The following is a 26,511-nucleotide window of genomic DNA, read 5'->3' on the forward strand; positions in this document are numbered from 1 at the left end:
GAAGTATGCGTGGGGCTGACGGTCGCGTGACCGACGCCGACTACCGGGAGCTGCGCGGCGCAACCGAAACCCCCCGGGAGGCGGTGGTGGTGGGGCTGGCCGGCGAGGTCGGGCTGACGTCCGCCGAGATACTGCGCGTCCGCCCGTGTGACGTCGCGCCCCACGACCACGACGGTGTCACACACTATTTCCTGGCCGTGCCCGGTGCCGACGGCGGCAGCGACCGCGACGCCTACCTCCCGCCCGCGGTTGAGCGCGACATCCGGCGGCGCGCCGACGCCGCGGGCCTGGCCGATGACGACCCGCTGGTCGACGTGTCGGCGCGCCGCGTCCAAACGCTGGTCAACGCGGTCGCCGGGCGCACCGACACGGCCGGCTTGGACGGCGTCGCCGCCCAGGACCTGCGCTCGTTTTTCGCCAGGCGGCTGCTCACGGGGGCGGGCGTCGACCCGCGTGTCGTGGCGGCAGTCGGTGGCTGGTCGCGGCTCGCCAGCCTCGATCAGTACGCCGCGGTGGACGGCGTCGACCGGGACGCCATCGCCCGGGCGTTCGCAGGCACGACGCGAGCGCCGACGGGCCGCAGCGAGCAGCGGGCACACGACCGGGTGGATGAAGCGCACAGCGCCGTCCTCGCGGCGGGGGACGCCCTATCGGATGCGAGCACTCGGGGGGCCGTCGAGACGGCCGTCTGCGAGGCCTTGGCCGCCAGCGACGCCTACGAGATGGCGTGGCTGGCGCGGCCGACGACCCGCGACGACGTGACCGTTGCCGCGACCGCGGGCGGCGACTGTGCGATCCGCGACGACGCGAGCGCCGCCCCGGGCGCGACGCTCGTGCAAGCCGCCCTCGACGACGGGACAGGGCTGTTCACGCCGGCCGCGAGCGCTGCCCCGGCGGTCGCGGCGCTGCGCGAGCACGCCGCGGCGGCGGGCGTTCAGGCGATGGGCGTCGTTCCGGTTGCCGGACCCGAGGCGGCCCACGGCGTCCTGGCCGTGGGGGCGTCAACAGCACGGTTCAGCCAGCGCGAGCGCACCCTCATCACGGACCTGGGGCGTCGCGTGGGCCGGGCGGTCGCGCTGGCCGAGCAGCGCCACCGCCTGCTGACGGACACCGTTCTCGAAGTCGCGTTCGAGGTCCGGGCGGGGTCGGTGTTCGCGCGCACCGCGATCGAACAGGGGTGTGACCTCTCCCTGGAGGGTGTCGTGCCCGGTGACCGGCAGACACTCGTGTTCTTCGTGCGGGTCGCCGGCGCACCCGCGGACGGCGTCCGTGACTGGCTGCACGACCACGACGGCGTCGTGAGCGTGCGCGTGGTCCGCGACCAGGGCGGCGAGGCGGTGCTCGCGGTCGGGGTGGCCCCGGGCGCTGATCTCGCGATGGCGGTCGTCAGCCACGGCGGGACGATCCGGGATCTCAGCGCCGGCCCCGGTGGGGAGCGCGTCGTCGCCGGCGTGGCCCCCGAGACGGACGTGCGTGCGCTCCTCGATGCCCTCGCCACGGCGTTCCCCGGCGTGTCGCTGGCGGCCAAGCGCGAGCGCGCCCGCGGCGACGAGACGGGGCAGCGCGACGGGGCGTCGCTGCACGACGCGCTCACCGACAAGCAGGCGGCGGTCCTGCGGGCGGCGTTTCACGCCGGCTACTTCGAGTGGCCCCGGGAGTCGACCGCCGAGGACCTCGCGGCCGACATGGGCGTGACAGCCCCCACGCTGCACAACCACTTGCGGCGCGCCCAGCAGAAGCTGCTGGCGACGGTCATCGACAGCGATGGTGGCTGCGACCCGGACACGCCCTGGCCGGACACGCGACAGTAACCCAGGTGTGTCCACACACCCCACCGTCGTGGGGCGGTTCCGAGCACCCGATCCCGAATGGACAATTAGGATAATTAGCGTTCGTGCTTAACAGGATGGTTGGTTTGGGTGCAACTGGGACATGAGCAACGACACCGACACCCCGGAGCTGGAGGCGCGACTCACCGACCAGGACGAGTTCACGCCGCCCGAGTCGTTCGTCGAGCAGGCGAACGTCTCCGACCCGGGTATCTACGACGAGTTCGATGCGACCTGGCCCGAATGCTGGACTGACGCGGCCGACCTGCTGGACTGGGAGACGCCGTACGATCAGGTCCTCGACGATTCGAACCCGCCGTTCTACGAGTGGTTCCCGGGCGGCGGCCTGAACGCGAGCGCGAACTGTCTGGACCGCCACCTCGACGAGCGCGGCGACGAGGCCGCCATCGAGTGGGTGGGCGAGCCGGCCGACGAAGCCAACCGCACGTACACGTACGCCCAGCTCCATCGGGAGGTCAACGAGTTCGCCGCCGGGCTGCGCGAGATGGGTGTCGGCGAGGACGACATCGTCACGCTGTACATGCCGATGGTGCCCGAGTTGCCGATCGCGATGCTGGCCTGCGCGCGCCTCGGCGCGCCACACTCGGTGGTGTTCGCGGGCTTCTCCGCGGACGCGCTCAGCACGCGAATGAACGCCGCCGACTCGGAGTATCTCGTCACCTGTGACGGCTACTACCGGCGCGGCGACCCCCTCGATCACTACGCGAAAACGCTCGACGGCCTGGCCGGGGTGTCACACGCGGTCAGTGACGTGGTCGTCGTCGACCGCCTCGGCGCGAACGGCGACGGCTTCGACCACGACCGCCCGGCCGCACACCACGACTACGACGCCGTCGTCGCCGCCCACGACGGTGCCAGCGTCTCGCCGGTCGAGCGCGACGCCACCGACATGCTGTTCTTGATGTACACGTCGGGCACCACCGGCCAGCCCAAAGGCGTCACCCACTCCACGGGTGGCTACCTCTCGTGGGCCGCCTGGACCTCGCAGGCGGTCCTGGACATCAAGCCGTCTGACACCTACTTCTGCTCGGCGGACATCGGCTGGATCACCGGCCACTCCTACATCGTCTACGGGCCCCTGGCGCTTGGCACCACGACGATGCTCTACGAGGGCGCCCCGGACCACCCCGACAAGGACCGCCTGTGGGAGCTCGTCGAGTCCTACGAGGCAACCCAACTGTACACCGCGCCGACGGCGATCCGGTCGTTCATGAAATGGGGGGTGGAGTACCCCGACGCCCACGACCTCTCCAGCCTGCGGCTGCTCGGAACCGTCGGGGAGCCGATCAACCCACGCGCTTGGACGTGGTATTACACCCACATCGGCGACGAGTCGTGCCCGATCGTGGACACGTGGTGGCAGACCGAGACCGGCGGCATGATGGTCACGGGGCTGCCCGGCGTCTCCACGATGAAGCCGGGGTCGGCGGGCCGCCCACTGCCGGGCGTCGACGCGCGCGTCATCGACACCGACGGCGACGACGTGGCGGGCGGGCGGGCGGGCCACCTGACCATCCAGAAGCCGTGGCCGGGGATGCTCCAAACCCTCTACGAGAACGACGAGCGGTTCATCGACGAGTACTGGCGGGTATACTCCGACACCGACAGCAGCGACCCCGCGGACTGGGTGTACTTCCCGGAGGACGGCGCGAAAGTCGACGACGACGGCTACATCACGGTCCTGGGGCGCGTCGACGACGTGGTGAACGTCTCCGGGCACCGCCTGGGCACGATGGAGATCGAATCGGCCATCGTCGACGTGCCGGGGGTTGCGGAGGCGGCGGTCGTCGGCGGCGACCACGACCTGAAAGGCGAAGCCGTGTACGCGTACGTGCTCACCACGGACGACCACGACGCCAGCGACGCCCTCCGTGAGCGCATCGTGGCCAGCGTGGAGGACGCCATCGGCCCCATCGCGCGCCCGGAAGCAGTCGTGTTCGCGCCGGAACTCCCGAAGACGCGGTCGGGGAAGATCATGCGCCGGCTCCTGGAGGACATCGCAAACGACGCCGACCTCGGGGACACCTCGACGCTCCGGAACCCCGACGTGGTGGAGACGATTCAGGACCAGTTGGCCGGCGACTGACCCGATTCAGAGGTCCGCGTACGGTCCGGCGACCGCGTCCGTGAGCCGCGCCATCTGGTCGTCGGTCAGGTCGATGGTCGCCGCGTCGATGTTCTCCGACAGCTGGTCGGGGGTGCGCGCGCCGACGATAGGGGCCGTGATGCCGTCGCGGTGCAGCAGCCACGCCAGCGCGACCTGGGGCGGCGACGCCTCGACCTCGTCCGCGACCGCGTCCAGGACGTCGTGGGCGTCGAAGTTCGCGTCCGTGAGGTAGGTGTCCGCCCACCGGCTGGAGTCGCTGGCCTTCGACTCGCCGGTGAGGCCGTCGTCCCGGCTGTACTTCCCGGTGAGAAAGCCCTGTGCCAGCGGGCTCCACGGGCAGACCGCAAGCCCCTGCTCGCGGGCGAACGTGAGGTAGTCGCCTTCGATCTCGCGGTCAACCAGGTTGTACCGCGGCTGGAGCACGCTGAACGGCTCCCAGCCCTCGGCGCGCGCGAGCTCGTTGGCCCGCGCGATCCGCCAGGCGTTCGGCTGGAGCGTCGACGCGCCCAGGTAATGGACGAGCCCGTCGGCGACCAGGTCGTTGAGCGTCCGCATGAGCTCGCGGGCCGTGGTGTCGCCGTCCCAGCGGTGGATGTACAACACGTCGAGGTACTCCGTGCCGAGGCGATCGAGCAGCGCGGTGATGCGGTTGCGGATGGTTTTGCGGTTCGTCCCCCGACTGTTGGGGTCGCCGTCGCGCACCTGCCAGTAGATCTTGGAGGCGATGGTGTACCGGTCACGGTCGCGGTCCGACAGCCAGTCGCCGATCCAGCGTTCGCTGTCGCCGCCGCCGTACACGTCGGCGGTGTCGATATACCGGCCGCCCGCGTCGGCGTACGTATCGAGGAGGTCGTGGGCGCGTTGCTCGCTGATTTCGAGGTCGCCGGACTCCGTTCGCTTGCCGAACCGCCACGTCCCGAACTGGAGGGCACTCGTCTGGAGTCCGGTGTCGCCGAGCTGCACGAAGCCGAGCGGCTGGTCGTCCGTGGGTGGCATGGTCGGCTCCGAGTAGCACGACCACGCCCATATGCGTTCAACAATCGGCAACCCGCGGCGGCCTGGCGGCCGGACGCGGGCACCCGCCGGTGGGCAGTCCAAACTGTGGGACGAACCGGCGCAAAACTCAATCCGGGGCGGACGTCAACCGAGCGTGGCGTGAATGCGCTCCCGGTACGTGGGGTTCCCGTAGATCCCCATGGCGACCACGAGCAGCGATACCGCGAGCACGACCAGCGAGCCGACCGGCCCCCGCCATTCCGGGCCGAAGAACAGCTGGACGAGGCCGAACAGGGCGCCGAAGGTACCCATGAATACGAGCACCCATCCCAACGCGCCGGCCGACACCCGACCGATCCATTCGACTAGTTTCGTGGAGGACGACATACGTAACATGTTTGACGCAATAGGCATATAACTTTGGGAAAGCCGGTGATCAGTGACTTGCTGGTCCCGGTTCCCGCACTGGGCGGAGTGCGCGTGGCATCACCTTTCACTCACTGGCAGACCCCGACTCGCCGAGGCAACCGAGCGACGCCGACATCGAACGGCGGTCTGCGACCAGCCGGGGGAGTTCGTCGTACCACGGTGGCGGCAACCCCCGCATGGAGACACCCCAGTACGTCCACGGAGACGTGTGCACCGCCGTCCGGATCCGGTAGCCAATGGGTCTCGAAACCCACGTCGTGACGCGCTGGCTGCCGCCAGCCCGCGTTTAATTACATATAACAACGATTAATGTGAGTGCGCGAGACGCTCCGGTCGTGTCCGACTACACCACCATCTCTCTGAGGAAGGACTTCGTCAGCGACGTCGAAACCTACATCGAGGACGAACCGTTCGCCTCCCCGAAGGAGTTCGTGAAACACCTCGTCGTCCGCGAGATGGAGGACGACGGCGAGATCACCGAACAGGAGGCCCGCGAACTCGGGCAGAAACTCGCCGAACTCGGGTACGTGGAGTGAGCCCCCGATGGCAGACTCACGCTACCGGTCGGCGGTGAAGGCAGCGTCGTACCGCGTGTTCGCCACGACGCTGGTGTTCACCATCGCGTTCCTCTACACCGGTGAGTTCGGCTCCGCGGCGAAGATCGGGGTTTCTGCTGCCGTCGGAAAGACCGTACTGTACTACCTCTGGGAGCGCCTCTGGAGCACCATCTCGTGGGGACGGCAGGCCGCCTGACAAGGCGGCCTGTGAGTGGTGGCAACCCCGCACCGACCTCTCCCGGACTACGCACCGTGCGCTCGCGCACGTAAGCTGCGTGACCGACCTGCCGTCCGACCCCCAGCGGTCCAAAATCCCGCGCGATCGATCGCGGAGGCCGCTACTCGCCTTGTGGGCTGTAGTTCGGCGCTTCGTCCGTGATCATCACGTCGTGAGGGTGGCCCTCGGTCTGTCCCGCCGCGGAGACGCGCACGAACTCGGCGTCAGCCTTGAACGCCGGGATCGACTCGGCCCCGACGTACCCCATGCCGGACTGGATGCCGCCGACGAGCTGGTGGAGTTCCGACGCCAGCGACCCCTTGTAGGGGGTTGCAGCCTCGACGCCCTCGGGGACGTACTCCTCGTCCTCGTCGTCGTCTTTGAGGTAGCGGTCGCTGCCACCGGACTGCATCGCCCCGACCGAGCCCATGCCGCGGTACTGCTTGTACTTCTTGCCGTTCATCGTGATGACGCGGCCGGGTGCCTCGTCGGTGCCGGCGAAGTACGATCCGAGCATCACGGCGTCGGCACCCGCGGCGATGGCTTTCGCGGCGTCGCCGGAGTACCGGATTCCGCCGTCGGCGATCACGGGCACGCCGGCCGGCGCGGCGACGTCGGCGACCTGTGAGACGGCCGTGATCTGTGGCATGCCGGACCCGGTGACGACGCGGGTGGTGCAGATCGACCCCGGCCCGATCCCGACCTTGATGCCGTCGGCGAAGTCCACGACCGCTTCGGCGGCTTCGCGGGTGCCGACGTTGCCGACGACCACGTCGGCGTCGACGCTGGCTTTGATCTCGCGGGCGGAGTCGATGACGTTCAGGTTGTGTGCGTGCGCACAGTCGATGAACAGCACGTCCGCGCCCGCCTCGTCGACCGCGGTCGCGCGCTCCGTGTCGAAGGGACCGACGGCGACGCCGACGCGGAGGCGGCCGTTCTGGTCGCGGGCGGCGCTGCCGTGTTCGCGGCGTTCGAGGATGCCCTGCATGGTGACCAGGCCGACGAGGTGCTGCTCGTCGTTGACGATCGGAACGCGCTCGATTTTGTGCTCGTACATGAGTTCGAGCGCGTCGCGTGCGGTGATGTCTTCGGGGGCGGTGATGACCTCGTCGGTCATCGCCTCCCGAACGGCATCCGACTCGCCGACTTCGAGATACGGCCGGATGTCCGTCGCGGAGATGATGCCGCGTACCGTGTCGTCGTCGTCGACGACCGGGGCACCGGAGACGTCGCTGCGGTCCATCATCTCGTCGACGGCCTCGACGGTCTGCTCGGGGGCGGCCGTGACGACGTTCTCGCGGTCGATGACGAGTTCGTCGGCGCGCTTGACGCGTTCGACCTCCGCGACGACTCGGTCCGTGTCCATGTTCTGGTGGAGGACGCCCAGGCCGCCCTCGCGTGCCATCGCGATCGCAAGCCGGGACTCGGTGACCGTGTCCATGGCGGCCGACAGTACGGGGACTTCGAGTTCGACGTTCGTGGAGACGCGCGTGGCGACGTCGGCGTCGTCCGGTTCGACGCGGCTCTCGGCCGGGCGCAACAGCACGTCGTCGAACGTGAGCGCTTCCGGGACGCGAAGCTTCTCGGAGAATCTGCCGTCCGTTGAGGAATCGTTCGCCATGTCAAACGGTCGGTGTGAGACCGCAAAAGCGTTGCGAGATTGGGCGAACGTGACCCGGCGGAGATACGTGGGGGAGACCACCATGCATGGTTGTGCATTCCCGTCGGGGGAACAACACGTGTACAGTTCGACGGGCGTTCTCCCACCAGTTCTTCATAGACGTTCTAAAGCATCGTTGTATTCTCGATAAACTACCACCGTGGGTAGATAACCCAAAGCCCCGACTTAAAGACCGGTATCGGTTCCTTACCATATGCGTCTCTTTGTCACGCAATCTTTATGCATTCAAACGAATTTACTGCACGTATGGACTCCATCAGTCCCAACACGAAGCGTACGACCGGCAACCACACTGCCGTTTCCCCGGACGTACCGAAATTTACCCTTGGGACGATGGACCACCGACGTGGGCGCTGGCTCGGATTCCCGCCAGCAACAAATACAGGCGCACGCACGACCGCCCGTCTGTATCGTCGCTCCGACCACACCCCCACGTTGAGAAGATAGCATATGAGCAGCTCACGTCACCCCGTTGCGCTCCGGCTGGAGCAACAGGTAGGCGGCGCGACCAAGCTTCTCGCGACGGTAACGCTGTTGCCGCTCGTCGATGGGATCTTCGCGGCGCTCGTGCTCGCCGGCGCACTCGACACGTGGGCCGGCGTCCTCCAGACGGGCCTGCTCGTGTTCGGCGGCAGCGCCACCCTGGCAGTCATCCTCGCGGAGATGGACGGCACCCGCCGCGAACAAGCCACCAGCGTGCTGATCGTCGGCGTCCCGCTCATCGTCATCGCGACCGCCGAAGCGGCGCTCGCGCCGACGGTCGACACGGTCGTCGACATCCACACCTTCGAGCGCTTCGCGGCGCTCGTCATCCTCGCGATCGCCGCGAAAACCGCCAGCGCCACCATCGGGGAGTACCTGCCGTCGCCCAGTGTCATCATCGGCCTGGGCTTTCTCGCCAGCGCGAGCCCGGCCAACGCCAGGCTCGTCACGCAGTACGAGAACGGGCTGCTGTTGCACGCCGCCGCCGCCGGCGGCGTTGCAGTCACGTTCGCGCTCGTCGTCGTCGCGCTCGGGCCGGCCCTGCGCCGCGTCGTCGACATCGACCGGTTCCGGTTCGGCTCCGCCGTCGCGCTCGCCACGCTCGCGCTGTCCGTGTTCAACCTGGTGCCGTCACAAGCGCCGCTGATGGTGTTCGCGGTGGCGGGCCTGCTGGCGTTCGACCCCGACCAGGCGGCCAGCGACGACGCCGAGGCCGCCCCTGACGGCGAGGGCGGCCCGGACGGCATCACGGTCCCGGCCGACGACGGCCCCGACGCCCGCGCCACGCCCCCCGCAACTGACGGCGGGAACGGCCACGAGCCCGACGAGGCCGCGTACGGCTACCCCGGCGAGGACACCGCCGAGGAGCGCGCGCCCTGGCTGTAGCCCTCGGACCACACCGCATCGCAGTCATCGTGTGCCCGGCGACGACACGCTTTCATGTGCGCACAGTCAGGCGTACATGTATGGCTGACAACCGCGTCGTGCAGGGTCGCATGGTCACCCCAAAGAAACTCGCGGAACTCGTCGAAGGCACGTCGGTGATGGACGCCGAGCCGATCAGTGACGCCGACCGCGACTGTCCGGAGTGCGGCAGCGACGTGCTGACCGTCGGCTATATGCCGTCGGTCACGGAGTTCATCACCGGGTACAAATGCCAGGACTGCGACTGGAGCGCCCGAGAGTCGTAGCCGCTCAGTCGGTCGTCCAGCGCACGGTTTCGATCTCCGTGGTGGACGCCGCAACGACCGTGCCGACGCGGTCGCCGTCCTCGTACTCCGGAACCGCCACGCGGTCGTAGCCCTCGACGACAACGTCCCGTAGATCCCCCTCGAAGTCGTCGGCGTCCTCGACGCCCAGTCGGTTCTCGCCGCCGAGCTCCCGCACGACAATCGGATACTCTGGCATACACCCAAGCGATGCCGCGCGATCCACAAAACCCACTCGCTGCGTGGCGGTCCGGGCGGCCCCCGAATCGAAACCCTCTTGAGGAGATTCGCCGTATGATGGAACGCACGGGGCTGTGGCCAAGCCAGGCATGGCGACTGACTCCAGAGGCCCGCGCCCGGGACGACGCTCCAGACTGGTATACCGAGCGGCCGACTGATCATCGGTCCGCTGTGACGACCCTCTGGAGTTCCGAGGCGCACCGGAGATATCAGTCGATCGGGGGTTCAAATCCCTCCGGCCCCATATTCAGCTTCAAAGTACCGTGTTATTCCGTAGCAGCGGCTATCTAACCGAAATCACTTTTTGCGGAGGTGGGCGATGAGTCGCTCGAGCCCGTCCGCCGGCTGGCGCGACACTACGCCGACATGGCCGTCTCGGCCGATCCCCACACCGACAGTGCCGAGGGTAACGACCTGGAGCCGATCCTCGCCGACGACGAAATCCCCGATCTCGAGTGTCGCGGTCACGGGATCGACGCGCCGGTTCTCTGCTGGCCGTGCTACCGCGATCCTCACTGGTTCCGGACTCATCAGCGGGAGTTCCCGAGGCTTCTGGACCCGAGCTATCGGTGGCGGTGGTCGGAGGTGGCTGTTGGTAAGCCGATCCTCGAGCAAGCTAAGCGCCGGGATGTGGTCCATCCTGTCGACGGCGGTAAACGGCTTTGGCGTACGGATGCGGCTGCGTGGGATATGCTCCAACAGGTTACTAGCGAACACTCTCCGGAGAAAAACCACCAAGCAACGATGGATATCTACAGATAGGTTCGGGGGAGTGAGAGGGGTGTCCCCTACTCAAAGTCAATTGAATCTCACTTGCTTCGTTTCAAGATATAATTATATACTTTGAGCCCGGTATCGCCAGATATGATTTCGAAAGCTAGAGGAATCGGTAGTAGGATCGTATCTTTCGTCCGGAAACATCGATTTAGGATGAAACTCCACGGTCCACGAGGTATCCCCTTCTTTTGGCTCCCTGGCATAATTATATTTCAAGATACAAGTCATCCTCAACAGAACTCAAAGAAGGCGAGGCGGTCCAGAGGAGGTGTTATAACTGTGTTCTTGACCGGGCTTATATTGTTGATTTTCTCTATTGATGCACCAAAAGGAATAAATGCTGTCATGATAGGTGCCTCTCTGTTGTTGTGGGGATTATTTTTTGTGGGATTCATCAGAGGCGGGCGCGATTTCAAACGATATAAAAAGGCTAGTGATTTATCAAAAAATCCTTCACAAAGCACGGCTACGAAGGCAGTCAATTATCTTGATGACTACCAGGATGAAACCCAGAAAAAGGCCCTCCAGACAATTCTCCCTGTGTGTGAAGGTGCGCCCGGGAAGGTTATCAAACGCTCAGATAAGGAGACATCCGAAATCGTAAATTTACTTGTCGATCAAGTCCAGCATAAGAACACAGAAATACAAAAGCTATCCGCCGCCGTAATTAAGTGGTTCACACGCGACTACGGGGAAGAGTTTGGTCCGCATGCCGAGTCGTTGCGTGATATGTTGAACTATCCAGATTCGGATGTTCAAGCTGATTTAGCCATCGCGCTAGGTAATATTGGCGCCAAATCAGATGACCCGTCTAGTTTTGCGAAAGCACTAACCCCAGTTGCCAAAGACGAAGATGCTGACGTTCGACAATCGACTGCCTATGCTCTTCAGAATCTTCCCTGTAAGCAATCTGCAAAGATGCTAAAATATCTCTCGGAAGACACCTCGCCAGATGTACGCCAGCAAGCTCACGAGTCCCTACAGAGATTGACTGCCTGATTAACCTCACGTCATTACCAACCAGCGATTTAAACGCCCAGGTTGGCTCGCTATAATTATGAATGGGCTAGAAGATCTCGGCCGATTCATCGCTATGGACCGACACAAAATCACCGTAACAGCGTCAAATTCGGCATTGGTCTCGGTTCCTGGCGCTACGGAGACACCGATTACCAGCGAGGGTGGCGACGACTGGACTGCGCACTACGATCCGGAGCTAACCGTCGACGAACATCGGACGTCGCAGAGCGAGCACGGCGCGACGAAAACGGCCAGCGGATGGACCACGAGGAGCGAGAGGGCGCACAAGCCAAGCGGCATGCAGACGCCTACAACAAGGCACAGAGCCAGCTTGAGAAGCGTGCCCGAGAAGCCTGCGAAGAGGGCCACAACGAAGCCTGCGACGAACTCCGAGATCTTGGCTGGTCCAACGAGGAAATCGAGCAGCTTGAGCGCTGCTCGAGGGACGCCGAAGACTTCGCCCGGTCGATAAACGGCGAACGAAAATCTGCGGACGTAAGCCCCGCAGTGGGCGACTAATGCCTGATAACGATGGCAAGCATCCAAACCAAACGAATCAATGGCGCAGGCCCGTACGCCTACCGAGTCGAATACGTTGGTAATGGAGAACACAGATGGGAGTATCTCGGTAAAGCCAACGAGACAGACGTTGGTAACATCAACGCCGAGGAACCCACGAATGAACCTGAGCCGGTCGACGTAGGTAAGCTTACAGTCGCAGATATGCCACCCGCGCCGTGCGATATCCCACCGATTGAGAATCTCTCAGTTGACGAGTTGGTAACTCTGAGCCGACTGATGGCTGAGAGCGATCGCAACGAGTGGGATGATGAGCACGATCTCCTCGAGCGCGCTATCCATGAGTGGATTCGAGAGGAGGTCGACGTCGACGATCTCGAGGAGCGAATCCGCGACGCCGAGGAGGCCGGAGTCCTCGACCCCCAGGGTGAGCGCCATGCGGACGCCGATGGTCCGGATCTCGTCGACGATCGTGACCGGCAGGGCCAGCTTGAGGTCGGTGACGCGGCCTCAAGGACGTCCGACCGCGAGGGGCAAAGCACGCAAGGCGCATCTGAGCGTTTTGCCGACGACCGCGACGATCGCCACCTTGAGGAGGAGTACCAAGACGCCAAGCTCACGAGAGAGACGGAGGAGATAGACGGTCAACAGTCACTCAGCGGTGGAGAGGCGTCTGTCGACAAAGAGCCTGAGTGGCAGGACTAGCGTGGGGTTGATGTATTGACCGACGAATAGGCCGGTAACGATGTCGGAGAATCCGTTCCCGGTAAAGCCTGATACGAACGAGTACCGGGCGCTCAGTTTTCTTGTTGCGCACCGTGGGTACGGATTCACCCCCAACGTGATCGCAGAGCAGACCGAGATCGGTGAATCGAATGTGTCGAAAACGTTGGAATGCCTCTTCGAGAAGGACCTTGTCGAACGGTCTGACAGCATCTACTACGTCCCGCCAGAGGACGCTGAGACGCTCAAGAAGCGACTTGAGTCGCTGGACGCAGCTGTTAAACTATTCGAAAACGCGCCTGCTGACGCATACAGTGAGGACGGCTGGGAAAACGAAGTGCAGAGTCTCGACCACAGCGAGGATTGGTAAGCTCACTCCAAACTAGGGGTGGGTCACTCAACCGCCACCAATTCGGGAGTCGGAGCGCTCCGACGGAGATAGATCTCGGTATCAGAGTCACACTCCGGAACGACGACGGCTGGTTCTGTTGGTAAATCCCCGGCGGAGACACTCTCAATCTCGATTGAGAATATCTCGTCGGCCGCTGTTACCAATTTGAGGCGCTTGATCTGCACGAGGTCGCTCTCAAGTCCGTCCGCTATCATCGGCCGATCATCGCTTAGATGGTGGTATCGGCCATTACGGAGCCGTTCGAGCGCCTCTTGGTCTGACTCCCCGGTTCGGTCGGTCATATGGGACATACCTCACCCGACTGATTCTCGGTACATAAGCGGCCAGCCGCAGTTTACCAGTAGCTGCCAATACGGTTCCTTTATTCAATAGATGAGGTGAAACGCCCGGTCAGTACAGCGTTTAGTGAAACCAGTGGCCTCTCGCTAAACATTTTAACAAATCAGTAACAATCACCAAGGTGATCTATGGCCTTTGACTTCCTTGAAATCCAGCAGGACAACAACCTCAGCTGTTACCAGAAGCTAGACAAGATACAGAGTTTAATCCAAAATATCGGACATCCACCACCTGGAGGGCTCCATTACGTGTCCGATGTCTTCGAGAACTGCGTCCAGCAGGAACACGCCAAATCCCTGGAAACCGCCTACCTAATCTCAAAAGAGGCTAATATATTGGCCAGCTCCGACCTTGGACGCGGACTCCAGGCTATAGGAGCCCACGATATCAACGCAGTCAACCGGTTCACCGAACAGAAAATACAGAACCAAGATCTCGAGAAAGCACACTACCTAGCCCCTCTCATCCCACACCTCTACAGAGGACAGGAAAACGAAATGGCCAGCCAGATGACGGGCTGGTACAACACCTACAGCTACTTTTTCTTCCGAGCCCTCAAACGGACAATCGAATGCTACCTCGAAGACCGGGCTTCCAAGGGCGACTTTGACACAGAACTACAGATCCTCCAAACTGAACTCGAAGACATAGCAAACAACGAAGGCCTAGATCCCACCGACGCATACCAAGGCCGACACAAACACGATCGTCTACTCAAAATATCTCTACTACTCGACGACCTCGAATGGGACAACAAGAACACTATTAATTACAACAAGGTCAAGCAGAACCTCTCCCACTACCCGAACCTCGAACATCTACTCACCCACAACAAGCCATGTATCCCTAACCTCCAAGAGCACAACCAACACCCTCTAACAAACCTGCTCAGGCAAGAACAGGACCCAAATAAGAACCCGAAAACAGTACAGAAGCTCACCTACTACGGTCACTGTCTCGAACCAATAGCCGCAAACGGCCAAAGCAACGACCCCTTAGGCACTCTAAGAAAGAAACTCCTGGGAAGACCAGAATACGACAGTACGATAGCCGAAATAGAAGTAATCAGCGAACTCCGCAGAGAGTTCAGAACCTCCAACGTCGACATCGAGAAACAGGCCCCCAGCGGCAAACAACCAGATGTCCACATCTCCACGTCGTTAAAGCCAATCTGGGGCGAAGTCACAATACCACGCCCACAGACCTCCTACCAAGTTGCACGCCGATACAAGATGGGAACGAACCCCCAAGACACCGGCTACTGGCCTAAAAAATCCTATCTACAAAAACAGATCCTCAACAAGGTAGAGAGCCAGATACAACCAGTGAAAGAGGACACTGGCGACCTCACAATGCTCGTGATCAAAAACGAAGACTCCAAAGTCGACAAAGATACATTCCAGAACTACATTTTGGGCCGTCTCGGACTTGCTATCCCCGATGATCCTGACGCCGCACCGGTAGTAGTCCGGGGAGAAACCGGCCTCGAATACGATGACATCGACGACTACCTCGATATCTTAGTCCTATTCGACACCCTGAACGATCTCAGCAGTCCACCCTACATTGAGGGCCAAGTGGCCAACCTGACCTACGTCGATCCAACCATCATCAACCGGCTGGTTAACGCCTTCAACGCAGACGAGCTTACACCACGATAAGTTCTTGGTACGTGTTTACCTCGAGGATGCAACAGCCGGCACAGCCTGAGCTCGTGAAAGCATCTCGTTGTCCTGGACGACTCGCCTGAGTTCCTCGTAGGGATTGCGTCCCTGCTGGCGCCACGTCGCCAGCAGGGACAGCAGCGTCTCGTGAACGAACATACCGCGGTCATTACGGAGCGTTCCGATGAGCTTCCGGAGAACCACCGGCTCACGCAGCGCGTTTTCCGCAGCGTTGTTCGTCGGGGAGACCCCTGGCTCACCGACGAAGGTGAGCCAGTGGTCGAGACCTCCTTCGATTTTCCCGAGCAGTGTTGCCACTGGTCCGTCGGGAACCGACCGCTCAATCAGCGACTCAAGCTCCCTTCGCGCGACACGCTGTAGTTCTGCCCGCTCGCGCACTGTCACGTCGCTCTCCAGCCGGGCCTGGAGAGCGACGTACAGCTGTCTCAGAGCACGGTAGATCGGTTTCCCTTCATCCTGCTGTTCGGCTGCTTCTTCAGCTTCCCGGAGAATGTGTGCCCAGCACCGCTGAAGCGTCTCGCTGAAGGCTGGATACGCCGTCCACCCATCACAGATGACCGTTCCCGCGAAGTCCTCACCGAGGACTTCCGCGGGAACATCACTCCCACGACTCTCTCTGACCGCGTACAGCGTGTGCTCGTCCGTGGTGAACGTCCACAGCCACGCCTGTTCACCGTCCCGTTTGATTCCGGTCTCGTCAACGTGGACAACGTCAGCGTGCTGGATCTGTCGGCGGATCTGTTCGTATTCGCAGCGACCGGCGCGCGCAGCGCGCTCGGTCGCGTGCCACGTTGATGCGGCGGACAGCTCCAGTCCGTGTAGTTGCTCGAAGCGGTCACCGATCTTGCGGTAGGGAAGCCGGTGATCGTACCGCGAAAGCGCTGACTGTGCGATGACGTTCACCCCGAACTGCCCCTCATCGGGGCAGTCGGGGTGTGAGGCGACAGTCTCGGTCCCACATGAATGGCACTCGTAGTGGTGACGATTGTACTGTGTGACTTCGGGCGGCTGTGGATCTGGGAGTTCCTCGACGAGTCGGGGGCTGACGCCCGCCGACTCGTCGAATTGTTCACCACACTCTGGACAGCAGTCACACGTGACCTCGATTTCTTCGTTAGGGTCAGGGGCATCACGCCATTCTGGCTCGTGTCCAGCTTTTCGGCCAGGCGTGCCACCGTCAGTACGTGGCTGTTCGTCGTCCTCGTCTCCATCGGACGAGGACGACTCCTCTTGGTCTGATTGGTCCTTGCTCGGTGGTGTATGCGGCCCTTCGTACCACCGGAGCTTGGCTCTGAGGCGTTGATTCTCCTTCCGTAGTTCCTCGACTTCTTGCTTGAGCTCAGCAAACTGCGTAAGAAGTTCTTCTTTGGACGGCTCGGACGACGTCATGAGCAGGCGAGACGGGATGGTCTCCGGGACGGAGACCATCCCTCAAAGATGCACTCGTTCGCCTGCTGCATCGATCTACTGCACTAGTTGGACGACTCCTACGAGAGCCTACCGAAATCGTTCTGGGACTAAACACGTACAGTTCTTGAAAGAGTCCGAGGTCTGAGACCGAGTAACGATCTACTGTCAGGCTCTCAGAAAACCACCTGTAAGATACGCATTCCCACTTGCCGATTCAGCCGCCTCAGTTTCAGAACCGCTCTGAATAAAGAAACCGCGATAGCAACTACTGTTACCAACAGTTTCCGGTCGGACCCCCTATCGTTGGTAATCAGCGCGACAGCTACCCCCTGCGTTTACCAACGAGAGTCACTGACCCTTGGAATTACCAATTGTGTGCCCACCCCACCGTTGGTAAACATCTACGCGCGCGTGTAACCGGGGCTGACCCCCTCCCCCACCATGCGGGCCCTATGGTCAATCCCCGACAGGAACGAATGTTCTCGCCCACCCTGTGCGTAAGGGCGGCTCTTCAAATACCCACCTACCTGCGCGTCTACCGTACGATGATCGGAGTCTATCTTCGCGTGAGCACAGAGGATCAGTCCGTCGACCGGCAGCGAGAGGCAGCCACGAAATACGTGACCGACAGACTCAAGCGTCCGCTCAATGACATCGTCGCTTGGACCGATAAGAGTACAGGAACAGACACGGAGCGGAGTGGATACCAAGAAATGGTCAACTCCCTCGAGGAGTTAGATGTCGTCGTGTGTAAGTCGGTGAGCCGGATTTCACGGAGTATTCGGGACTTGGACCGGACGGTTGAGCGGTTCGAAGCGGCCGAAACGGAATTACACATCATCGACGAGGGCTTACAGATACGACCGGACGACGACGATCCTTTCCAGCGCGCCGTGCTGCAGCTCCTCGGTGTATTCGCTGAACTAGAGGCGAAGATGGCTCAGCAACGGACCCGAGAGGGAATCGCAGCCCGGGTGGAAAATGACGAGTATCACCACGGGCCCGCGCCGCTTGGCTTTGAGAAAGACGATGGTCGGCTTGTAGAGTCGGACAGCTACGATCGCGTCACCACAGTTCTCGAAATGGTGAGTAAGGGCGAAATGAGCAAGCGCAAAGCATCATTTGAACTCGATACAAGCCGACGAACTGTAGGTAGAGCGCTTGAACGCGGCAAATTATATGGTCTATGAGTTCAGGTGCGAGCAATGAAAAGTTACAGACTGTAGACGGGATCAAGTCGATATAGTCTGTTACGGAGTCGTCAGATTCATTTCGTGTACGAATAACGTCTGCCTATGGTGAATCCGGCTTGGTTCTTTTCCACTCTCTCTCAGGGGACGGCTGCAATTGTTGGTCTTCTTGTCTCTGCACGCCTAATTCAGTATCAGCTTGAACGGCAAAGGAGGGAGAGACGTACCGAGGACTTGCGTGAGGAGACTCAAGAGTTCGAAGAAAAGTTTGGTGATGTTATCTCGCCCATGGCAGGTGAATTCGCGCATAGCATCAACATTCCGAGCCTCTATCATGTACATACACTCTCATTCGACGAATTGAACCTGAAGATAGCGAGGGAATCATCCAGGCCTGTTGTCACCTTATACTGGGCACACATGGCCTGAGTCAGTTACGTCCTGATGGAGGATATTCACCCATCTCCGGACCCAGAGCGTCATTATTTGCTCTCAGAGGACGGTTTTGATACTTTGCGGGAGTCGATCGGATGGCTCAAAACGAACATGGACCAACGATCGAAATTCATTGAGTATCTCTACGCTGATCTTGAGATAGAAGCCGATAGTCCATACACCGCTCACGTTCTTAACCCTGATAGACCGAGAGAATCACTTCATGAGTGGCTAAAGCGCCACTACAACTGGAATCCCCCGTCAGGAAAGAATCTTCAGTCCTATCAGTATGTAATTGGTGAATTGAACAGAGATTTCCAGCGGCTTGACTCACTTCGGCAAAATACGATAATCACGTTCGAATCAGGTATTGGAATATTTCTCAAAAAGGTGTCTGCGTTGACTATCGTAGGTGTGATATTGCCGTTAACTGCCATCACTTCTGATCTTCCAGACTCGCTTTCATGGTTGATGATTGACGGGACGATGCTATTCCTGTATGAGGGGGTCTTGCTGATTGGGACGGTATTCTTTATTTTTGTACTGCTAGATGACCTCCAGAATGAGTTTGGAAGTGAGTCCATCCTCAATAATTTGATGGAGCCGATACTAAATATCGTCAACAAGTTACGGAGCGATAAAGGTCGGTTCTAGTGAAATCCTCAGAAACCGTACTGGCGACTACTGGTATCATTTCTGCGACGGCTACTCTTCTTTGACCCAGAAACGGCTGGATCCGGTCTCCTCGAGCTCATCCGCGCATTCTCGTAGGGACTCCACCGCAGATTCCAACGAGTCTTCTGTATTCAGTTCGGCTCTTAGACGCTCTTTACCCCCGTCCATTCCTTTGACAACAACGCCTTCTTCTTCGTCGATGTCAATCATCAGTCCGTCTAAGCTAGTAGTTGTCTCAACTGGCATACGTGGTTAGACGTGGGACCTAGTTTACTTACTTATTGTCGTCGTTGAGGGACTCGGCAACGTCTTTAGCCGCGTTTTCAGGGGTTTTATCAAGAGTTTGTCGCTCCTCTCGCTCCCCCTCATAGTCGTTATTGCTGGGAGGACCCCCGGCCGCGTCGTATTGGCCGTGTAAATAATCGATGCCTCGAGGGTGAATTGCATACACACCGTTGCCTTGGTCTCTGAGCAAACCGTATTCGGCCATCTTTTTACAACGACGCGAGACCTGTGGCTGACCGACTCTTATCAAGTCATGGTCAGCAATCGCCCCGACTCGATAGATTTGATCATAATATATCACCTCTAAAATACGGTCATCCCAGACAGACTGCCATTTGCCGCTCTTGCGGATAGTCATAGTAGCAATTTTAGTCGGGGTTGTACATAATAGTGCTTGTCTATGAATATATGAATAGGAACAAACTATAAGTCATCAGAGTATGTACAGGAGAATAGCCGCCGGAACGGTCGTTGATGACTCTCTCGGACGCGCGAAGAACGGGCCCGTTGGAGCGGGCCCGAAAACGGTGGCGTCAACCACGCGAACTATGACAGACGCCACCACGAGGGCGTTAGCACGCCCTCAACGGCACGACGCACCGGACGCACTAACCACTAGCGGAGGCGAGTGTCCCGTCTGCGGAGCCCCAGCGGACGGACTCGACGCGACAGTAATCGCCCCGATCTGCAGCGACTGCGCGCGACGACGGAGGAGGTCCCGATGAGTAACCCGCGCGAAAAGCCCGACTACACCATTGAACGGGCGATTGATGAGTTCATCTCACGAACGGCCGAACTGGAAAGGAGAAACCGAGCGGACATACCAGAAGTCTCTCGACACGTTTCTCAGTTACGCTGAGGACGTCGGGATAGAGACAGTCTCTGATTTAACCCGCTGGAATGTCGGTAACTACACTGACTGGCTGCTCGCCTACGAACTCGACGATGGCAGTCACTACGCGAAAGTGACTGTTGAGAGTAAGCAAAAACAGGCCCGTCGCTGGCTGAAATGGCTCGAATCGCAGGGGCTCGTTGAATCTGGTCTACACGTATCAATCGAGACGCTGAAACTAGAAGACCACGAGTACAGTCGTGACGACATCCTCGATCCCGATGACATCCGCGAACTCCTCGTAGTCTACCGTAACTCCACAGAATGGCGGGGGACACGTCGACACGCACTCCTCGAGGTAATCGCGCACGTTGGAGCTCGGCGGAAAGGAATTCGAGCGCTAGACCTCTCAGATTGGAATCCGGATGAACGAATCCTTGCGTTCGCCAACCGTCCCGATACTGGAACTAGGCTGAAGCTCGGACGTAAACACGCGAGGAAGGTCGTCCTAAGTCCCGAACCGGCCGCTGCGGTCGACGAATACATCGCTCGTGATCGGTACAGTAAACGTGACGAACACGGACGAAAGCCGCTTTTCAGCAGTCGGCAAGGGCGTCCGTCCGAAAGCACGATCACCAACTGGATGTATCGGGCTACCGTCCCTTGCATCTCAGAGCGGTGTCCGCATTCTCGTGAGCGGCATAACTGTGAGTGGGCACATCAGCAGACGAAGGCGTCTCAGTGCCCCTCTTCGTCGAGCCCGCATCCAGCCCGGCACGGATCCATAACATGGCAGCTAAACATCGGGCGGTCAGTGGAGAAGGTCGCCAATCGCGCCGGAACGACACCCGGCGTGATTCGACGGTACTACGATCAGCCGGATCTTGACGCGGAGCTTCGGCGAAGAATCACCGACTTCGACGGCATCGACATCTGCAAACATGAGGACCCGACTGACGTTGATAGCGAGGTTGGAGACGAATGACCTGCCCAAACGAACAGGTGGGAACCCTCCGGCCCCATTCTACGACGTACTGTTTCAAAAGCTCTTGCTGACTCCTGATCGCGTCATCTAGCTCGGATCGGCTCTGCAGAAGTGTCCGTATGAGTCCGTCCACAAGTGTCTACGCCTGTGGCCCGTGTGTCTACACGCTCACCACGTGCCCGTGCGGCTGCATTTTACGCAATCGAGAACCGTTGGAAGCACTTTCTGAAGGGGCACTCGCCCGAGCACTCCGGTCTCTCCCCGCTCGGTGAGCACGACGAATCCGCAGATGGCGGCCCGCAGGCCCGCTAGAAGAATTCTGGGAGGTTCTTTCCCGGGACCCGGCAACGCGCTCGGCGAATCCAGCCCAGAGGGTTAGATTCCGCGCTAGGGGTGTGGTTAAGGCCACAATTCCAAACCACTCCCCACGGTTCCGCAGCCGCCCCCTGGGGCACAAAAATTTGATACCAGGCCTGGAAGTAGGCACCCCTCTTATAACCCGGATTTAATGTTTTCAGTATGACTACTAGACAATCAGAAGATTACGAGGAAGCGGTTGAGCAGGCCGTTGAGAGTGCATAGGCAAACACTGCGAAGGTCGCTTCTTTGAATGCCAGTGAGCCACGGAGTGGCGTTGTCGTTGCGACCGTGAATATTTATGAGGGAGGTGAGACGACGCAACGAGTGCGCATGTCTCGTAGTGGTAGTCATTGGGTGGCGAAGACGATCTAATCAACATCAGTTATCGACCGAAACAGCTGCACTCGGTTCCAAGAGACCAACGCTACCCCATCACGTCGAAATGATCTCGGCCAACTCATCTCGGAGACAGAGCGGCGGGTAGAGATGCACCAGTACCTCTTCGACGCCATCATGGACATCACCGACGACCTCACAGGAGACCAGCACGGCGTGGTCTTGTGCAATTGGAACGGTCCGCGGCCGCTTCAACAGTGTCCTCACGATGTAGAGTCGCCGTCAGTGCGGGTTCGCAGACTCGACTCGGACACACGACCCCCGATAACCGAACGAATTTCGTTGACTCGACGCTCGAAAATCGGGGGTGTATCCCCTCTTCCTATCACGGACGCGGCAGTTCAGCGGGTGTACGGGGCCGACCGAGCGCGAATACGCACACGAGCGAGCGTGGTCTCGTGTGCGGATCCGGGCGAGCACGGTCCCGGACACGAACGCACAGTGAGCCGGCAGAACAGCGTGTTCGCGTGCCGGTCGCGGCGGGTGCACTACTCGCGGTCCGGGTGGCAGCCGGATAGACCAACGACTGAGCGCCGCTCACAGACGGCTGCCGGATGAATCACGGACCGCATGTGAAACCTAGTCACATGAACATGTCGGAGTGGATCATCGCCGACCGGAAATCGCGTTATCAATCCGCAAGTATTGTCGTTGTGGTCAACCGTTGTACTGTACTCATTCCCGGGTAACGCCGTTTTACCGTAGTTTTCACCGTAGATAATTGGGACAAACGTTTATTAGTTGGCTGTCACTCACGTCAAACACTCGCGTCGGTTACCCACGCGGGACCCTCAACAAGATCATGTTCGAATTCATCACAGACGAGGACGAGCGCGGCCAGGTGGGGATCGGCACGCTCATCGTGTTCATCGCGATGGTGCTGGTCGCCGCGATCGCCGCCGGCGTCCTCATCAACACTGCCGGCTTCCTCCAGTCAAAAGGCTCTGCGACCGGTGAGGAAGCCTCCACACAGGTCTCCAACCGCATCAACATCGTCTCCGCGTACGGCAACGTCAAGACCGCTAGTGGGACCGATACGGTCGATTACGCGAACCTGACGGTGCGCCAGGCCGCTGGGGCTGACAACATCAACCTCAGCAAATCCACGATCCAGTGGATCGGCCCGGACACCGCCACCACCCTGACCTACGACGGTAGCACTGCCGACGCCGAGAACTTCACCACTGAGTCCATCAAGGGCAACAACGCGGACGTGTTGGTCGAGCAGTCCGACCGCATCAAGATCGTCATGGATGCAGCCTCGATCACCACCAATGGACTGAAGGCTGGCGAAGAGGTCCAGCTGACAGTGACCACGCAGTACGGCTCGAAAACCACCTACTGGGCGAACGTTCCTGAGTCGCTCAAGGACAAAAACGCAGTCACACTATAACACACACGCTCATGTTCGAGTTCATCACGGATGAGGACGAGCGCGGTCAAGTGGGGATCGGCACGCTCATCGTGTTCATCGCGATGGTGCTGGTCGCCGCGATCGCCGCTGGCGTCCTCATCAACACCGCTGGCTTCCTCCAATCGAAGGGGTCGGCAACCGGTGAGGAAGCCTCCGCACAGGTCTCCAACCGCATCAACATCGTCTCCGCGTACGGCAACGTCAACAGCGAGGAAGTCGACTACGTGAACCTCACTGTGCGCCAGGCCGCCGGAGCCGACAACATCAACCTCAGCAAATCCACGATCCAGTGGATCGGCCCGGACAAAGCCACCACCCTAACGCACGCCAACGCAGCCGACACGACGACGCTGGGTGAGGAGTTCAACACCACCTTGATCAAGGGGAACAACGACAACGTGCTGGTCCAGCAGTCCGACCGCATCAAGGTCATCATGTACGCCGGCGGCATCAGCTCCAAGCTCGGCGCTGGTGACGAGGTGCAGTTGACGGTGACCACGCAGTACGGCTCGAAAACCACCTACTGGGCGAACGTCCCTGAATCGCTCAAGGACAAAAACGCTGTCACGCTGTAAGACGCGCGGTAGATTCTCCGAATCGCGGTTTCTTTCGTGTGTAGCTGGCACCCGTTGGTAGCCGGCGGTGTGTCAGGTGCGTGGTTGACTGTGGCACGTGCTGGCGGTGAACGGGACTGATCGACGTCCGACAGATATGGAACGCGATCCAAAACTGATATACTCCGGCCGCGTGGAGGATGCAGTATCGTGACGAACACGCAGGTAACACTCGTCCAGTTGGACAACTACGGGCCGTGGACCGTGACACCGTCGCCACGGCGTGAGGTGGACCTCCAGACGCTGCAGTCGCGACTGTACGCGGATCTCTCGCAGGCGATCGGGACGCGTGACGGATACGTTTTCTTCACGCGCTTCGACAACATGATCGCGGTCACGAACGGCCTGGATCTCGAAGCGCACGCACGCGTCCAGGAGTCGATCCGGAACCGGTACCCGATCACGGCGAGCCTCTCGATCGGCACCGGCAGCACGCCGGCCGACGCACTCGTTGGGGCCACCGGGGCACTCCAGCAGCAGGGCAGCGCACAGGACGCCGACCGCCGCGAGACACTGCTCGGACAGCCGATCCCCGACGCCGAGCGCACCGACGACGACGTCCAGATCGCGCACTTCGACGTGATCGACGCCACCGGCACGTACACCGACGAACTCGACGCGTTCGCGTCGTTCACGCATATCGAGGCCGGCTACGCCGCGCTCATGCGCCACATGCACGACGCCCACGACTCGCTGTCGTTTTTCGTCGGCGGCGACAACATCATCGCCGTCTGCCCCGGGCTCTCGGACGGCGACTACGAGGACGCGATCGCACACGTCCAGGACACGGCCGACGTTGCGCTTCGCGTGGGCGTCGGCCGCGGCGCGTCGGCACACGACGCCGGTATGGGGGCCAAACACGCCCTAGAGGTCGCCCGCGAACACGACACGATCGTCGAGCGATCCGGCCGCCAGTAGGGGCGGGGTCCGCTTCTGGAGGGACACTTATGCGCGTGTCGACCGTACCGATGGGTATGTCACAGGTCACGTTCTACGCCCGGGAAGACTGCCCGTACTCCCAGAAGGTTCGCTCGAAACTCGACGCACTCGACGTGGCGTACGAGGAGACACTCGTGCCTGACGCCCACACCGACCGCACGACCGTCGAAGACGTGACCGGACAGACCGGTGTTCCGGTCGTCATCGACGACCACATGGAGCCGTCGTTCCTGGCTGACACCCAGGAGATCATCACCCACCTCGAAACCCAGTACGCCTAGCGCGACTGGTCGGATTCCGACTGGTAGGCTTCGAGCTTCTGGAGTTGTGCGTGGTTGGCGTCGGCCATCGACGCCACCTCGTCGGAGATCGTGTCCGCCTTTCGGGCCGCCTCGTCGATCATCATCGTGAGCTCCTCGCTGCTCTCGGTCTGGCGTTCGGTCCCGGATTTGATTTCGTCCAGGGACGTGGACACCCCCGTGACCAGGTCTTTGATCTCCTCGAAGGTGTCAAGCGAGGACGTGCTCGCTTCGAGGCTGTCCTCGGTCTCGGTCTCCAGTTCGACGAGCGTGTCCGCCGCGTTCCGGGTTTCGACCTGGATGTTCTCGACGCGTTCTTCGATCTCTTCGGCCTGAGTTTTGCTCTCCTCGGCCAGCGATTTGACCTCGTCGGCGACGACCGCGAACCCCTCGCCGCCGGCGTCGGCGCGCGCCGCCTCGATGGACGCGTTCAGCGCCAGCAGGTTGGTCTGGTCGGCGATGTCGTTGATGACTTCCACGATGTCGTCGATGGCCTCGGTGTGATCCTGCAGCGTGGCGGTTTGGTGTCGCACCTCGGTGACGCCGTCGTGGATGGCTTCGACCTGCTCGACGACCGCGACCGCGCGCTCGTAGCCGTCGGTCGCGAGTGACTGGGCCTCGTCGCTGCGGTCGTTGACCTCGGTGGCCGACGCGGCGATCTGTTCGATCGCCGAGCTGATGTCGCTGATCTCCGCCTTGAGGTTGTCCGTGTTGTCCGACTGCTGGGCCGCCAGCCGGTCGATCTCCTCCATGTTCTGGTTCATCTCCCGGGCGCGTTCGATGAGCTCGGCGACCGCAGCGGCCTCGTCGGCGGTGGCCTCGGAGCCCGTGGCTGTGGCGTCGTCGGGGGCGACACGGCCGCGGAGCGCGCTCATGTCTTCCGCGACAACGCGGGCGTGGGCGGTGACGGACTCCTGGGCGGGCGGCCCGTCGGTCGGACCGTCACCGGAGAGCAGCGGGGATTGGATGGCCGTTACCGCCGCGGTGAACGCGTCGGCGTCGGCGCTGGTGGCCGCCAGCAGCGCCAGCAGATCGCCGTACGCGGCCGTTCCGTTCGGGAGCGTGTTGGTGTAATACTCCACACAACAGTCCACGATGTGGTCTGGGTGGTCGGCCAGCACGCGCTCGATGAACGCGTGCAGTTGGTCGCGCTGCTGTGGAAGCAGCTGTTCGGCTGTCGGTCGCAGCGACGCGACCGGCGTCGACGGTGACGCCGAGGGATCGGTGAGTGAGTTGTCGGGCCCGGTCATTGGACTGCCTATGCCCACATCTAATGGGAGCACTGCCATCCGTTCTAGCTTAGCGACTGACTGAGACGGTGATCACGTCGAAATTGCGTCGAGTCTGACCGTTATCATGCCGAGATAGTAGCTGTTCCAGCAACCCTGCCGGTTCTTAGTCATGTCTCCCGTCGAAGGCGGCGCACTCGCGGTC

At 61.1% G+C, this 26,511-nt stretch carries 30 protein-coding genes and 1 tRNA gene; 21 read left to right on the forward strand and 10 right to left on the reverse strand.

What is annotated here, in order from left to right; translation table 11 throughout:
* The first annotated feature begins 5 nt into the window (after positions 1-5).
* A complete protein-coding gene (locus tag ACOZ32_RS09105) occupies positions 6-1,811 on the forward strand; it encodes a bacterio-opsin activator domain-containing protein (RefSeq protein ID WP_424335160.1) in 1,806 nt (601 codons plus the stop codon).
* Between the two features lie 121 nt (positions 1,812-1,932).
* Entirely contained in the window at positions 1,933-3,936 is a 2,004-nt protein-coding gene (acs, locus tag ACOZ32_RS09110; RefSeq protein WP_424335161.1) for an acetate--CoA ligase, read from the forward strand.
* Positions 3,937-3,942: 6 nt separating this feature from the next.
* Here acs and ACOZ32_RS09115 read toward each other — a convergent pair whose 3' ends face one another.
* Positions 3,943-4,953 (reverse strand): aldo/keto reductase, encoded by a 1,011-nt coding sequence (locus ACOZ32_RS09115; protein WP_205251703.1) that lies wholly within the window; start codon positions 4,951-4,953, stop codon positions 3,943-3,945.
* Between the two features lie 144 nt (positions 4,954-5,097).
* On the reverse strand, positions 5,098-5,340 hold the full coding sequence (locus ACOZ32_RS09120; RefSeq protein ID WP_227970929.1) for a hypothetical protein: 243 nt from the start codon (positions 5,338-5,340) through the stop codon (positions 5,098-5,100).
* 377 nt (positions 5,341-5,717) lie between these two features.
* Here ACOZ32_RS09120 and ACOZ32_RS09125 point away from each other — a divergent pair, with 377 nt between their 5' ends.
* Together ACOZ32_RS09125 and ACOZ32_RS09130 are read left to right on the forward strand one after the other, a co-directional pair.
* Complete coding sequence (locus tag ACOZ32_RS09125; protein WP_049892500.1) at positions 5,718-5,918, forward strand: hypothetical protein; 201 nt, start codon at positions 5,718-5,720, stop codon at positions 5,916-5,918.
* Between the two features lie 7 nt (positions 5,919-5,925).
* Entirely contained in the window at positions 5,926-6,135 is a 210-nt protein-coding gene (locus ACOZ32_RS09130; RefSeq protein ID WP_010902713.1) for a DUF2061 domain-containing protein, read from the forward strand.
* A gap of 142 nt (positions 6,136-6,277) precedes the next feature.
* On the opposite strand, the gene guaB is transcribed toward ACOZ32_RS09130, so the two are convergent.
* Complete coding sequence (guaB, locus tag ACOZ32_RS09135) at positions 6,278-7,777, reverse strand: IMP dehydrogenase (protein ID WP_012289261.1); 1,500 nt, start codon at positions 7,775-7,777, stop codon at positions 6,278-6,280.
* A gap of 510 nt (positions 7,778-8,287) precedes the next feature.
* Here guaB and ACOZ32_RS09140 point away from each other — a divergent pair.
* Positions 8,288-9,205, forward strand: a complete 918-nt coding sequence (locus ACOZ32_RS09140; RefSeq protein ID WP_136361314.1) for a DUF5794 domain-containing protein — start codon at positions 8,288-8,290, stop codon at positions 9,203-9,205.
* Between the two features lie 80 nt (positions 9,206-9,285).
* Positions 9,286-9,510: a DUF5795 family protein gene (locus ACOZ32_RS09145; RefSeq protein ID WP_010902716.1), complete on the forward strand. Its 225-nt coding sequence runs from the start codon at positions 9,286-9,288 to the stop codon at positions 9,508-9,510.
* Between the two features lie 4 nt (positions 9,511-9,514).
* On the opposite strand, the gene ACOZ32_RS09150 is transcribed toward ACOZ32_RS09145, so the two are convergent.
* Positions 9,515-9,727, reverse strand: a complete 213-nt coding sequence (locus tag ACOZ32_RS09150; RefSeq protein WP_010902717.1) for a hypothetical protein — start codon at positions 9,725-9,727, stop codon at positions 9,515-9,517.
* Positions 9,728-9,836: 109 nt separating this feature from the next.
* On the opposite strand from ACOZ32_RS09150, the gene ACOZ32_RS09155 reads away from it, so the two are divergent.
* From ACOZ32_RS09155 to ACOZ32_RS09180, 6 genes are all read left to right on the forward strand, one after another.
* Positions 9,837-10,012: transfer RNA gene (locus tag ACOZ32_RS09155), tRNA-Trp, on the forward strand.
* A gap of 68 nt (positions 10,013-10,080) precedes the next feature.
* Positions 10,081-10,530 carry a hypothetical protein gene (locus ACOZ32_RS09160; protein WP_285253568.1) on the forward strand — a complete coding sequence of 150 codons (450 nt, stop codon included), beginning with the start codon at positions 10,081-10,083 and terminating at the stop codon, positions 10,528-10,530.
* 294 nt (positions 10,531-10,824) lie between these two features.
* Positions 10,825-11,544 (forward strand): HEAT repeat domain-containing protein, encoded by a 720-nt coding sequence (locus ACOZ32_RS09165; protein ID WP_285253567.1) that lies wholly within the window; start codon positions 10,825-10,827, stop codon positions 11,542-11,544.
* Between the two features lie 279 nt (positions 11,545-11,823).
* A complete protein-coding gene (locus ACOZ32_RS09170; protein ID WP_285253566.1) occupies positions 11,824-12,084 on the forward strand; it encodes a hypothetical protein in 261 nt (86 codons plus the stop codon).
* 12 nt (positions 12,085-12,096) lie between these two features.
* Entirely contained in the window at positions 12,097-12,789 is a 693-nt protein-coding gene (locus ACOZ32_RS09175; protein WP_285253565.1) for a hypothetical protein, read from the forward strand.
* Positions 12,790-12,829: 40 nt separating this feature from the next.
* Positions 12,830-13,177, forward strand: coding sequence for a MarR family transcriptional regulator (locus ACOZ32_RS09180; protein WP_285253564.1), 348 nt, complete (start codon positions 12,830-12,832; stop codon positions 13,175-13,177).
* Positions 13,178-13,200: 23 nt separating this feature from the next.
* Here the strand turns inward: ACOZ32_RS09180 and ACOZ32_RS09185 are convergent, their stop codons facing one another.
* Positions 13,201-13,500, reverse strand: coding sequence for a hypothetical protein (locus ACOZ32_RS09185; protein WP_285253563.1), 300 nt, complete (start codon positions 13,498-13,500; stop codon positions 13,201-13,203).
* Between the two features lie 186 nt (positions 13,501-13,686).
* Between ACOZ32_RS09185 and ACOZ32_RS09190 the strand changes: the two genes are divergently transcribed.
* Positions 13,687-15,219, forward strand: coding sequence for a hypothetical protein (locus tag ACOZ32_RS09190; protein WP_285253562.1), 1,533 nt, complete (start codon positions 13,687-13,689; stop codon positions 15,217-15,219).
* Between the two features lie 15 nt (positions 15,220-15,234).
* Here ACOZ32_RS09190 and tnpC read toward each other — a convergent pair whose 3' ends face one another.
* Positions 15,235-16,632, reverse strand: a complete 1,398-nt coding sequence (gene tnpC, locus ACOZ32_RS09195) for an IS66 family transposase (RefSeq protein WP_424335162.1) — start codon at positions 16,630-16,632, stop codon at positions 15,235-15,237.
* A 497-nt stretch (positions 16,633-17,129) separates the two neighbouring features.
* On the opposite strand from tnpC, the gene ACOZ32_RS09200 reads away from it, so the two are divergent.
* The 3 genes from ACOZ32_RS09200 (at position 17,130) to ACOZ32_RS09210 (ending at position 18,932) form a co-directional block, all read left to right on the forward strand.
* Positions 17,130-17,843 (forward strand): recombinase family protein, encoded by a 714-nt coding sequence (locus ACOZ32_RS09200; protein ID WP_285271383.1) that lies wholly within the window; start codon positions 17,130-17,132, stop codon positions 17,841-17,843.
* 105 nt (positions 17,844-17,948) lie between these two features.
* Complete coding sequence (locus ACOZ32_RS09205) at positions 17,949-18,272, forward strand: hypothetical protein (protein ID WP_424335163.1); 324 nt, start codon at positions 17,949-17,951, stop codon at positions 18,270-18,272.
* Positions 18,273-18,287: 15 nt separating this feature from the next.
* Positions 18,288-18,932 (forward strand): hypothetical protein, encoded by a 645-nt coding sequence (locus tag ACOZ32_RS09210; protein WP_424335164.1) that lies wholly within the window; start codon positions 18,288-18,290, stop codon positions 18,930-18,932.
* A gap of 51 nt (positions 18,933-18,983) precedes the next feature.
* On the opposite strand, the gene ACOZ32_RS09215 is transcribed toward ACOZ32_RS09210, so the two are convergent.
* Both ACOZ32_RS09215 and ACOZ32_RS09220 read right to left on the reverse strand, forming a co-directional pair.
* Positions 18,984-19,163 carry a hypothetical protein gene (locus tag ACOZ32_RS09215; RefSeq protein WP_285253559.1) on the reverse strand — a complete coding sequence of 60 codons (180 nt, stop codon included), beginning with the start codon at positions 19,161-19,163 and terminating at the stop codon, positions 18,984-18,986.
* Positions 19,164-19,227: 64 nt separating this feature from the next.
* On the reverse strand, positions 19,228-19,596 hold the full coding sequence (locus tag ACOZ32_RS09220) for a MarR family transcriptional regulator (protein ID WP_285253558.1): 369 nt from the start codon (positions 19,594-19,596) through the stop codon (positions 19,228-19,230).
* Positions 19,597-20,008: 412 nt separating this feature from the next.
* Between ACOZ32_RS09220 and ACOZ32_RS09225 the strand changes: the two genes are divergently transcribed.
* The gene (locus tag ACOZ32_RS09225; RefSeq protein ID WP_285271381.1) at positions 20,009-21,055 is read left to right on the forward strand and encodes a tyrosine-type recombinase/integrase; all 1,047 of its coding nucleotides are present in this window, start codon (positions 20,009-20,011) and stop codon (positions 21,053-21,055) included.
* 792 nt (positions 21,056-21,847) lie between these two features.
* Here the strand turns inward: ACOZ32_RS09225 and ACOZ32_RS09230 are convergent.
* Positions 21,848-22,018: a hypothetical protein gene (locus ACOZ32_RS09230; RefSeq protein WP_285271380.1), complete on the reverse strand. Its 171-nt coding sequence runs from the start codon at positions 22,016-22,018 to the stop codon at positions 21,848-21,850.
* A gap of 595 nt (positions 22,019-22,613) precedes the next feature.
* Here ACOZ32_RS09230 and ACOZ32_RS09235 point away from each other — a divergent pair.
* From ACOZ32_RS09235 to ACOZ32_RS09250, 4 genes are all read left to right on the forward strand, one after another.
* Positions 22,614-23,204, forward strand: coding sequence for an archaellin/type IV pilin N-terminal domain-containing protein (locus ACOZ32_RS09235; RefSeq protein WP_424335165.1), 591 nt, complete (start codon positions 22,614-22,616; stop codon positions 23,202-23,204).
* 11 nt (positions 23,205-23,215) lie between these two features.
* Positions 23,216-23,800, forward strand: a complete 585-nt coding sequence (locus tag ACOZ32_RS09240; RefSeq protein ID WP_424335166.1) for an archaellin/type IV pilin N-terminal domain-containing protein — start codon at positions 23,216-23,218, stop codon at positions 23,798-23,800.
* 189 nt (positions 23,801-23,989) lie between these two features.
* Positions 23,990-24,757, forward strand: a complete 768-nt coding sequence (locus ACOZ32_RS09245; RefSeq protein WP_010902721.1) for a GTP cyclohydrolase III — start codon at positions 23,990-23,992, stop codon at positions 24,755-24,757.
* Positions 24,758-24,813: 56 nt separating this feature from the next.
* Positions 24,814-25,059 (forward strand): glutaredoxin family protein, encoded by a 246-nt coding sequence (locus ACOZ32_RS09250; protein WP_070807657.1) that lies wholly within the window; start codon positions 24,814-24,816, stop codon positions 25,057-25,059.
* Here ACOZ32_RS09250 and htr13 read toward each other — a convergent pair.
* On the reverse strand, positions 25,056-26,327 hold the full coding sequence (gene htr13, locus ACOZ32_RS09255) for a chemotaxis signal transducer protein Htr13 (RefSeq protein WP_205251712.1): 1,272 nt from the start codon (positions 26,325-26,327) through the stop codon (positions 25,056-25,058). The two genes, ACOZ32_RS09250 and htr13, sit on opposite strands and share 4 nt — an antisense overlap.
* Positions 26,328-26,511: the final 184 nt, after the last annotated feature.

It is taken from the genome of Halobacterium sp. MBLA0001, assembly GCF_049705385.1.
GTDB lineage: Archaea > Halobacteriota > Halobacteria > Halobacteriales > Halobacteriaceae > Halobacterium > Halobacterium salinarum.

What these genes read in the sequence shown, in the direction of transcription:
- ACOZ32_RS09115 (WP_205251703.1), bottom strand. Translation starts at nt 4,953, where the DNA reads ATGCCACCCACGGACGACCAGCCGCTCGGCTTCGTGCAGCTCGGCGAC.
- ACOZ32_RS09140 (WP_136361314.1), top strand. Translation starts at nt 8,288, where the DNA reads ATGAGCAGCTCACGTCACCCCGTTGCGCTCCGGCTGGAGCAACAGGTA.
- ACOZ32_RS09200 (WP_285271383.1), top strand. Translation starts at nt 17,130, where the DNA reads ATGTTCTCGCCCACCCTGTGCGTAAGGGCGGCTCTTCAAATACCCACC.
- ACOZ32_RS09180 (WP_285253564.1), top strand. Translation starts at nt 12,830, where the DNA reads ATGTCGGAGAATCCGTTCCCGGTAAAGCCTGATACGAACGAGTACCGG.
- htr13 (WP_205251712.1), bottom strand. Translation starts at nt 26,327, where the DNA reads ATGACCGGGCCCGACAACTCACTCACCGATCCCTCGGCGTCACCGTCG.
- ACOZ32_RS09215 (WP_285253559.1), bottom strand. Translation starts at nt 19,163, where the DNA reads ATGATTGACATCGACGAAGAAGAAGGCGTTGTTGTCAAAGGAATGGAC.
- ACOZ32_RS09175 (WP_285253565.1), top strand. Translation starts at nt 12,097, where the DNA reads ATGGCAAGCATCCAAACCAAACGAATCAATGGCGCAGGCCCGTACGCC.
- ACOZ32_RS09250 (WP_070807657.1), top strand. Translation starts at nt 24,814, where the DNA reads ATGTCACAGGTCACGTTCTACGCCCGGGAAGACTGCCCGTACTCCCAG.
- ACOZ32_RS09120 (WP_227970929.1), bottom strand. Translation starts at nt 5,340, where the DNA reads ATGTCGTCCTCCACGAAACTAGTCGAATGGATCGGTCGGGTGTCGGCC.
- guaB (WP_012289261.1), bottom strand. Translation starts at nt 7,777, where the DNA reads ATGGCGAACGATTCCTCAACGGACGGCAGATTCTCCGAGAAGCTTCGC.
- ACOZ32_RS09225 (WP_285271381.1), top strand. Translation starts at nt 20,009, where the DNA reads ATGAGTTCATCTCACGAACGGCCGAACTGGAAAGGAGAAACCGAGCGG.
- ACOZ32_RS09205 (WP_424335163.1), top strand. Translation starts at nt 17,949, where the DNA reads ATGGTGAATCCGGCTTGGTTCTTTTCCACTCTCTCTCAGGGGACGGCT.
- ACOZ32_RS09145 (WP_010902716.1), top strand. Translation starts at nt 9,286, where the DNA reads ATGGCTGACAACCGCGTCGTGCAGGGTCGCATGGTCACCCCAAAGAAA.
- ACOZ32_RS09235 (WP_424335165.1), top strand. Translation starts at nt 22,614, where the DNA reads ATGTTCGAATTCATCACAGACGAGGACGAGCGCGGCCAGGTGGGGATC.
- acs (WP_424335161.1), top strand. Translation starts at nt 1,933, where the DNA reads ATGAGCAACGACACCGACACCCCGGAGCTGGAGGCGCGACTCACCGAC.
- ACOZ32_RS09190 (WP_285253562.1), top strand. Translation starts at nt 13,687, where the DNA reads ATGGCCTTTGACTTCCTTGAAATCCAGCAGGACAACAACCTCAGCTGT.
- ACOZ32_RS09130 (WP_010902713.1), top strand. Translation starts at nt 5,926, where the DNA reads ATGGCAGACTCACGCTACCGGTCGGCGGTGAAGGCAGCGTCGTACCGC.
- ACOZ32_RS09220 (WP_285253558.1), bottom strand. Translation starts at nt 19,596, where the DNA reads ATGACTATCCGCAAGAGCGGCAAATGGCAGTCTGTCTGGGATGACCGT.
- ACOZ32_RS09185 (WP_285253563.1), bottom strand. Translation starts at nt 13,500, where the DNA reads ATGACCGACCGAACCGGGGAGTCAGACCAAGAGGCGCTCGAACGGCTC.
- tnpC (WP_424335162.1), bottom strand. Translation starts at nt 16,632, where the DNA reads ATGACGTCGTCCGAGCCGTCCAAAGAAGAACTTCTTACGCAGTTTGCT.
- ACOZ32_RS09150 (WP_010902717.1), bottom strand. Translation starts at nt 9,727, where the DNA reads ATGCCAGAGTATCCGATTGTCGTGCGGGAGCTCGGCGGCGAGAACCGA.
- ACOZ32_RS09210 (WP_424335164.1), top strand. Translation starts at nt 18,288, where the DNA reads ATGGAGGATATTCACCCATCTCCGGACCCAGAGCGTCATTATTTGCTC.
- ACOZ32_RS09105 (WP_424335160.1), top strand. Translation starts at nt 6, where the DNA reads ATGCGTGGGGCTGACGGTCGCGTGACCGACGCCGACTACCGGGAGCTG.
- ACOZ32_RS09170 (WP_285253566.1), top strand. Translation starts at nt 11,824, where the DNA reads ATGGACCACGAGGAGCGAGAGGGCGCACAAGCCAAGCGGCATGCAGAC.
- ACOZ32_RS09240 (WP_424335166.1), top strand. Translation starts at nt 23,216, where the DNA reads ATGTTCGAGTTCATCACGGATGAGGACGAGCGCGGTCAAGTGGGGATC.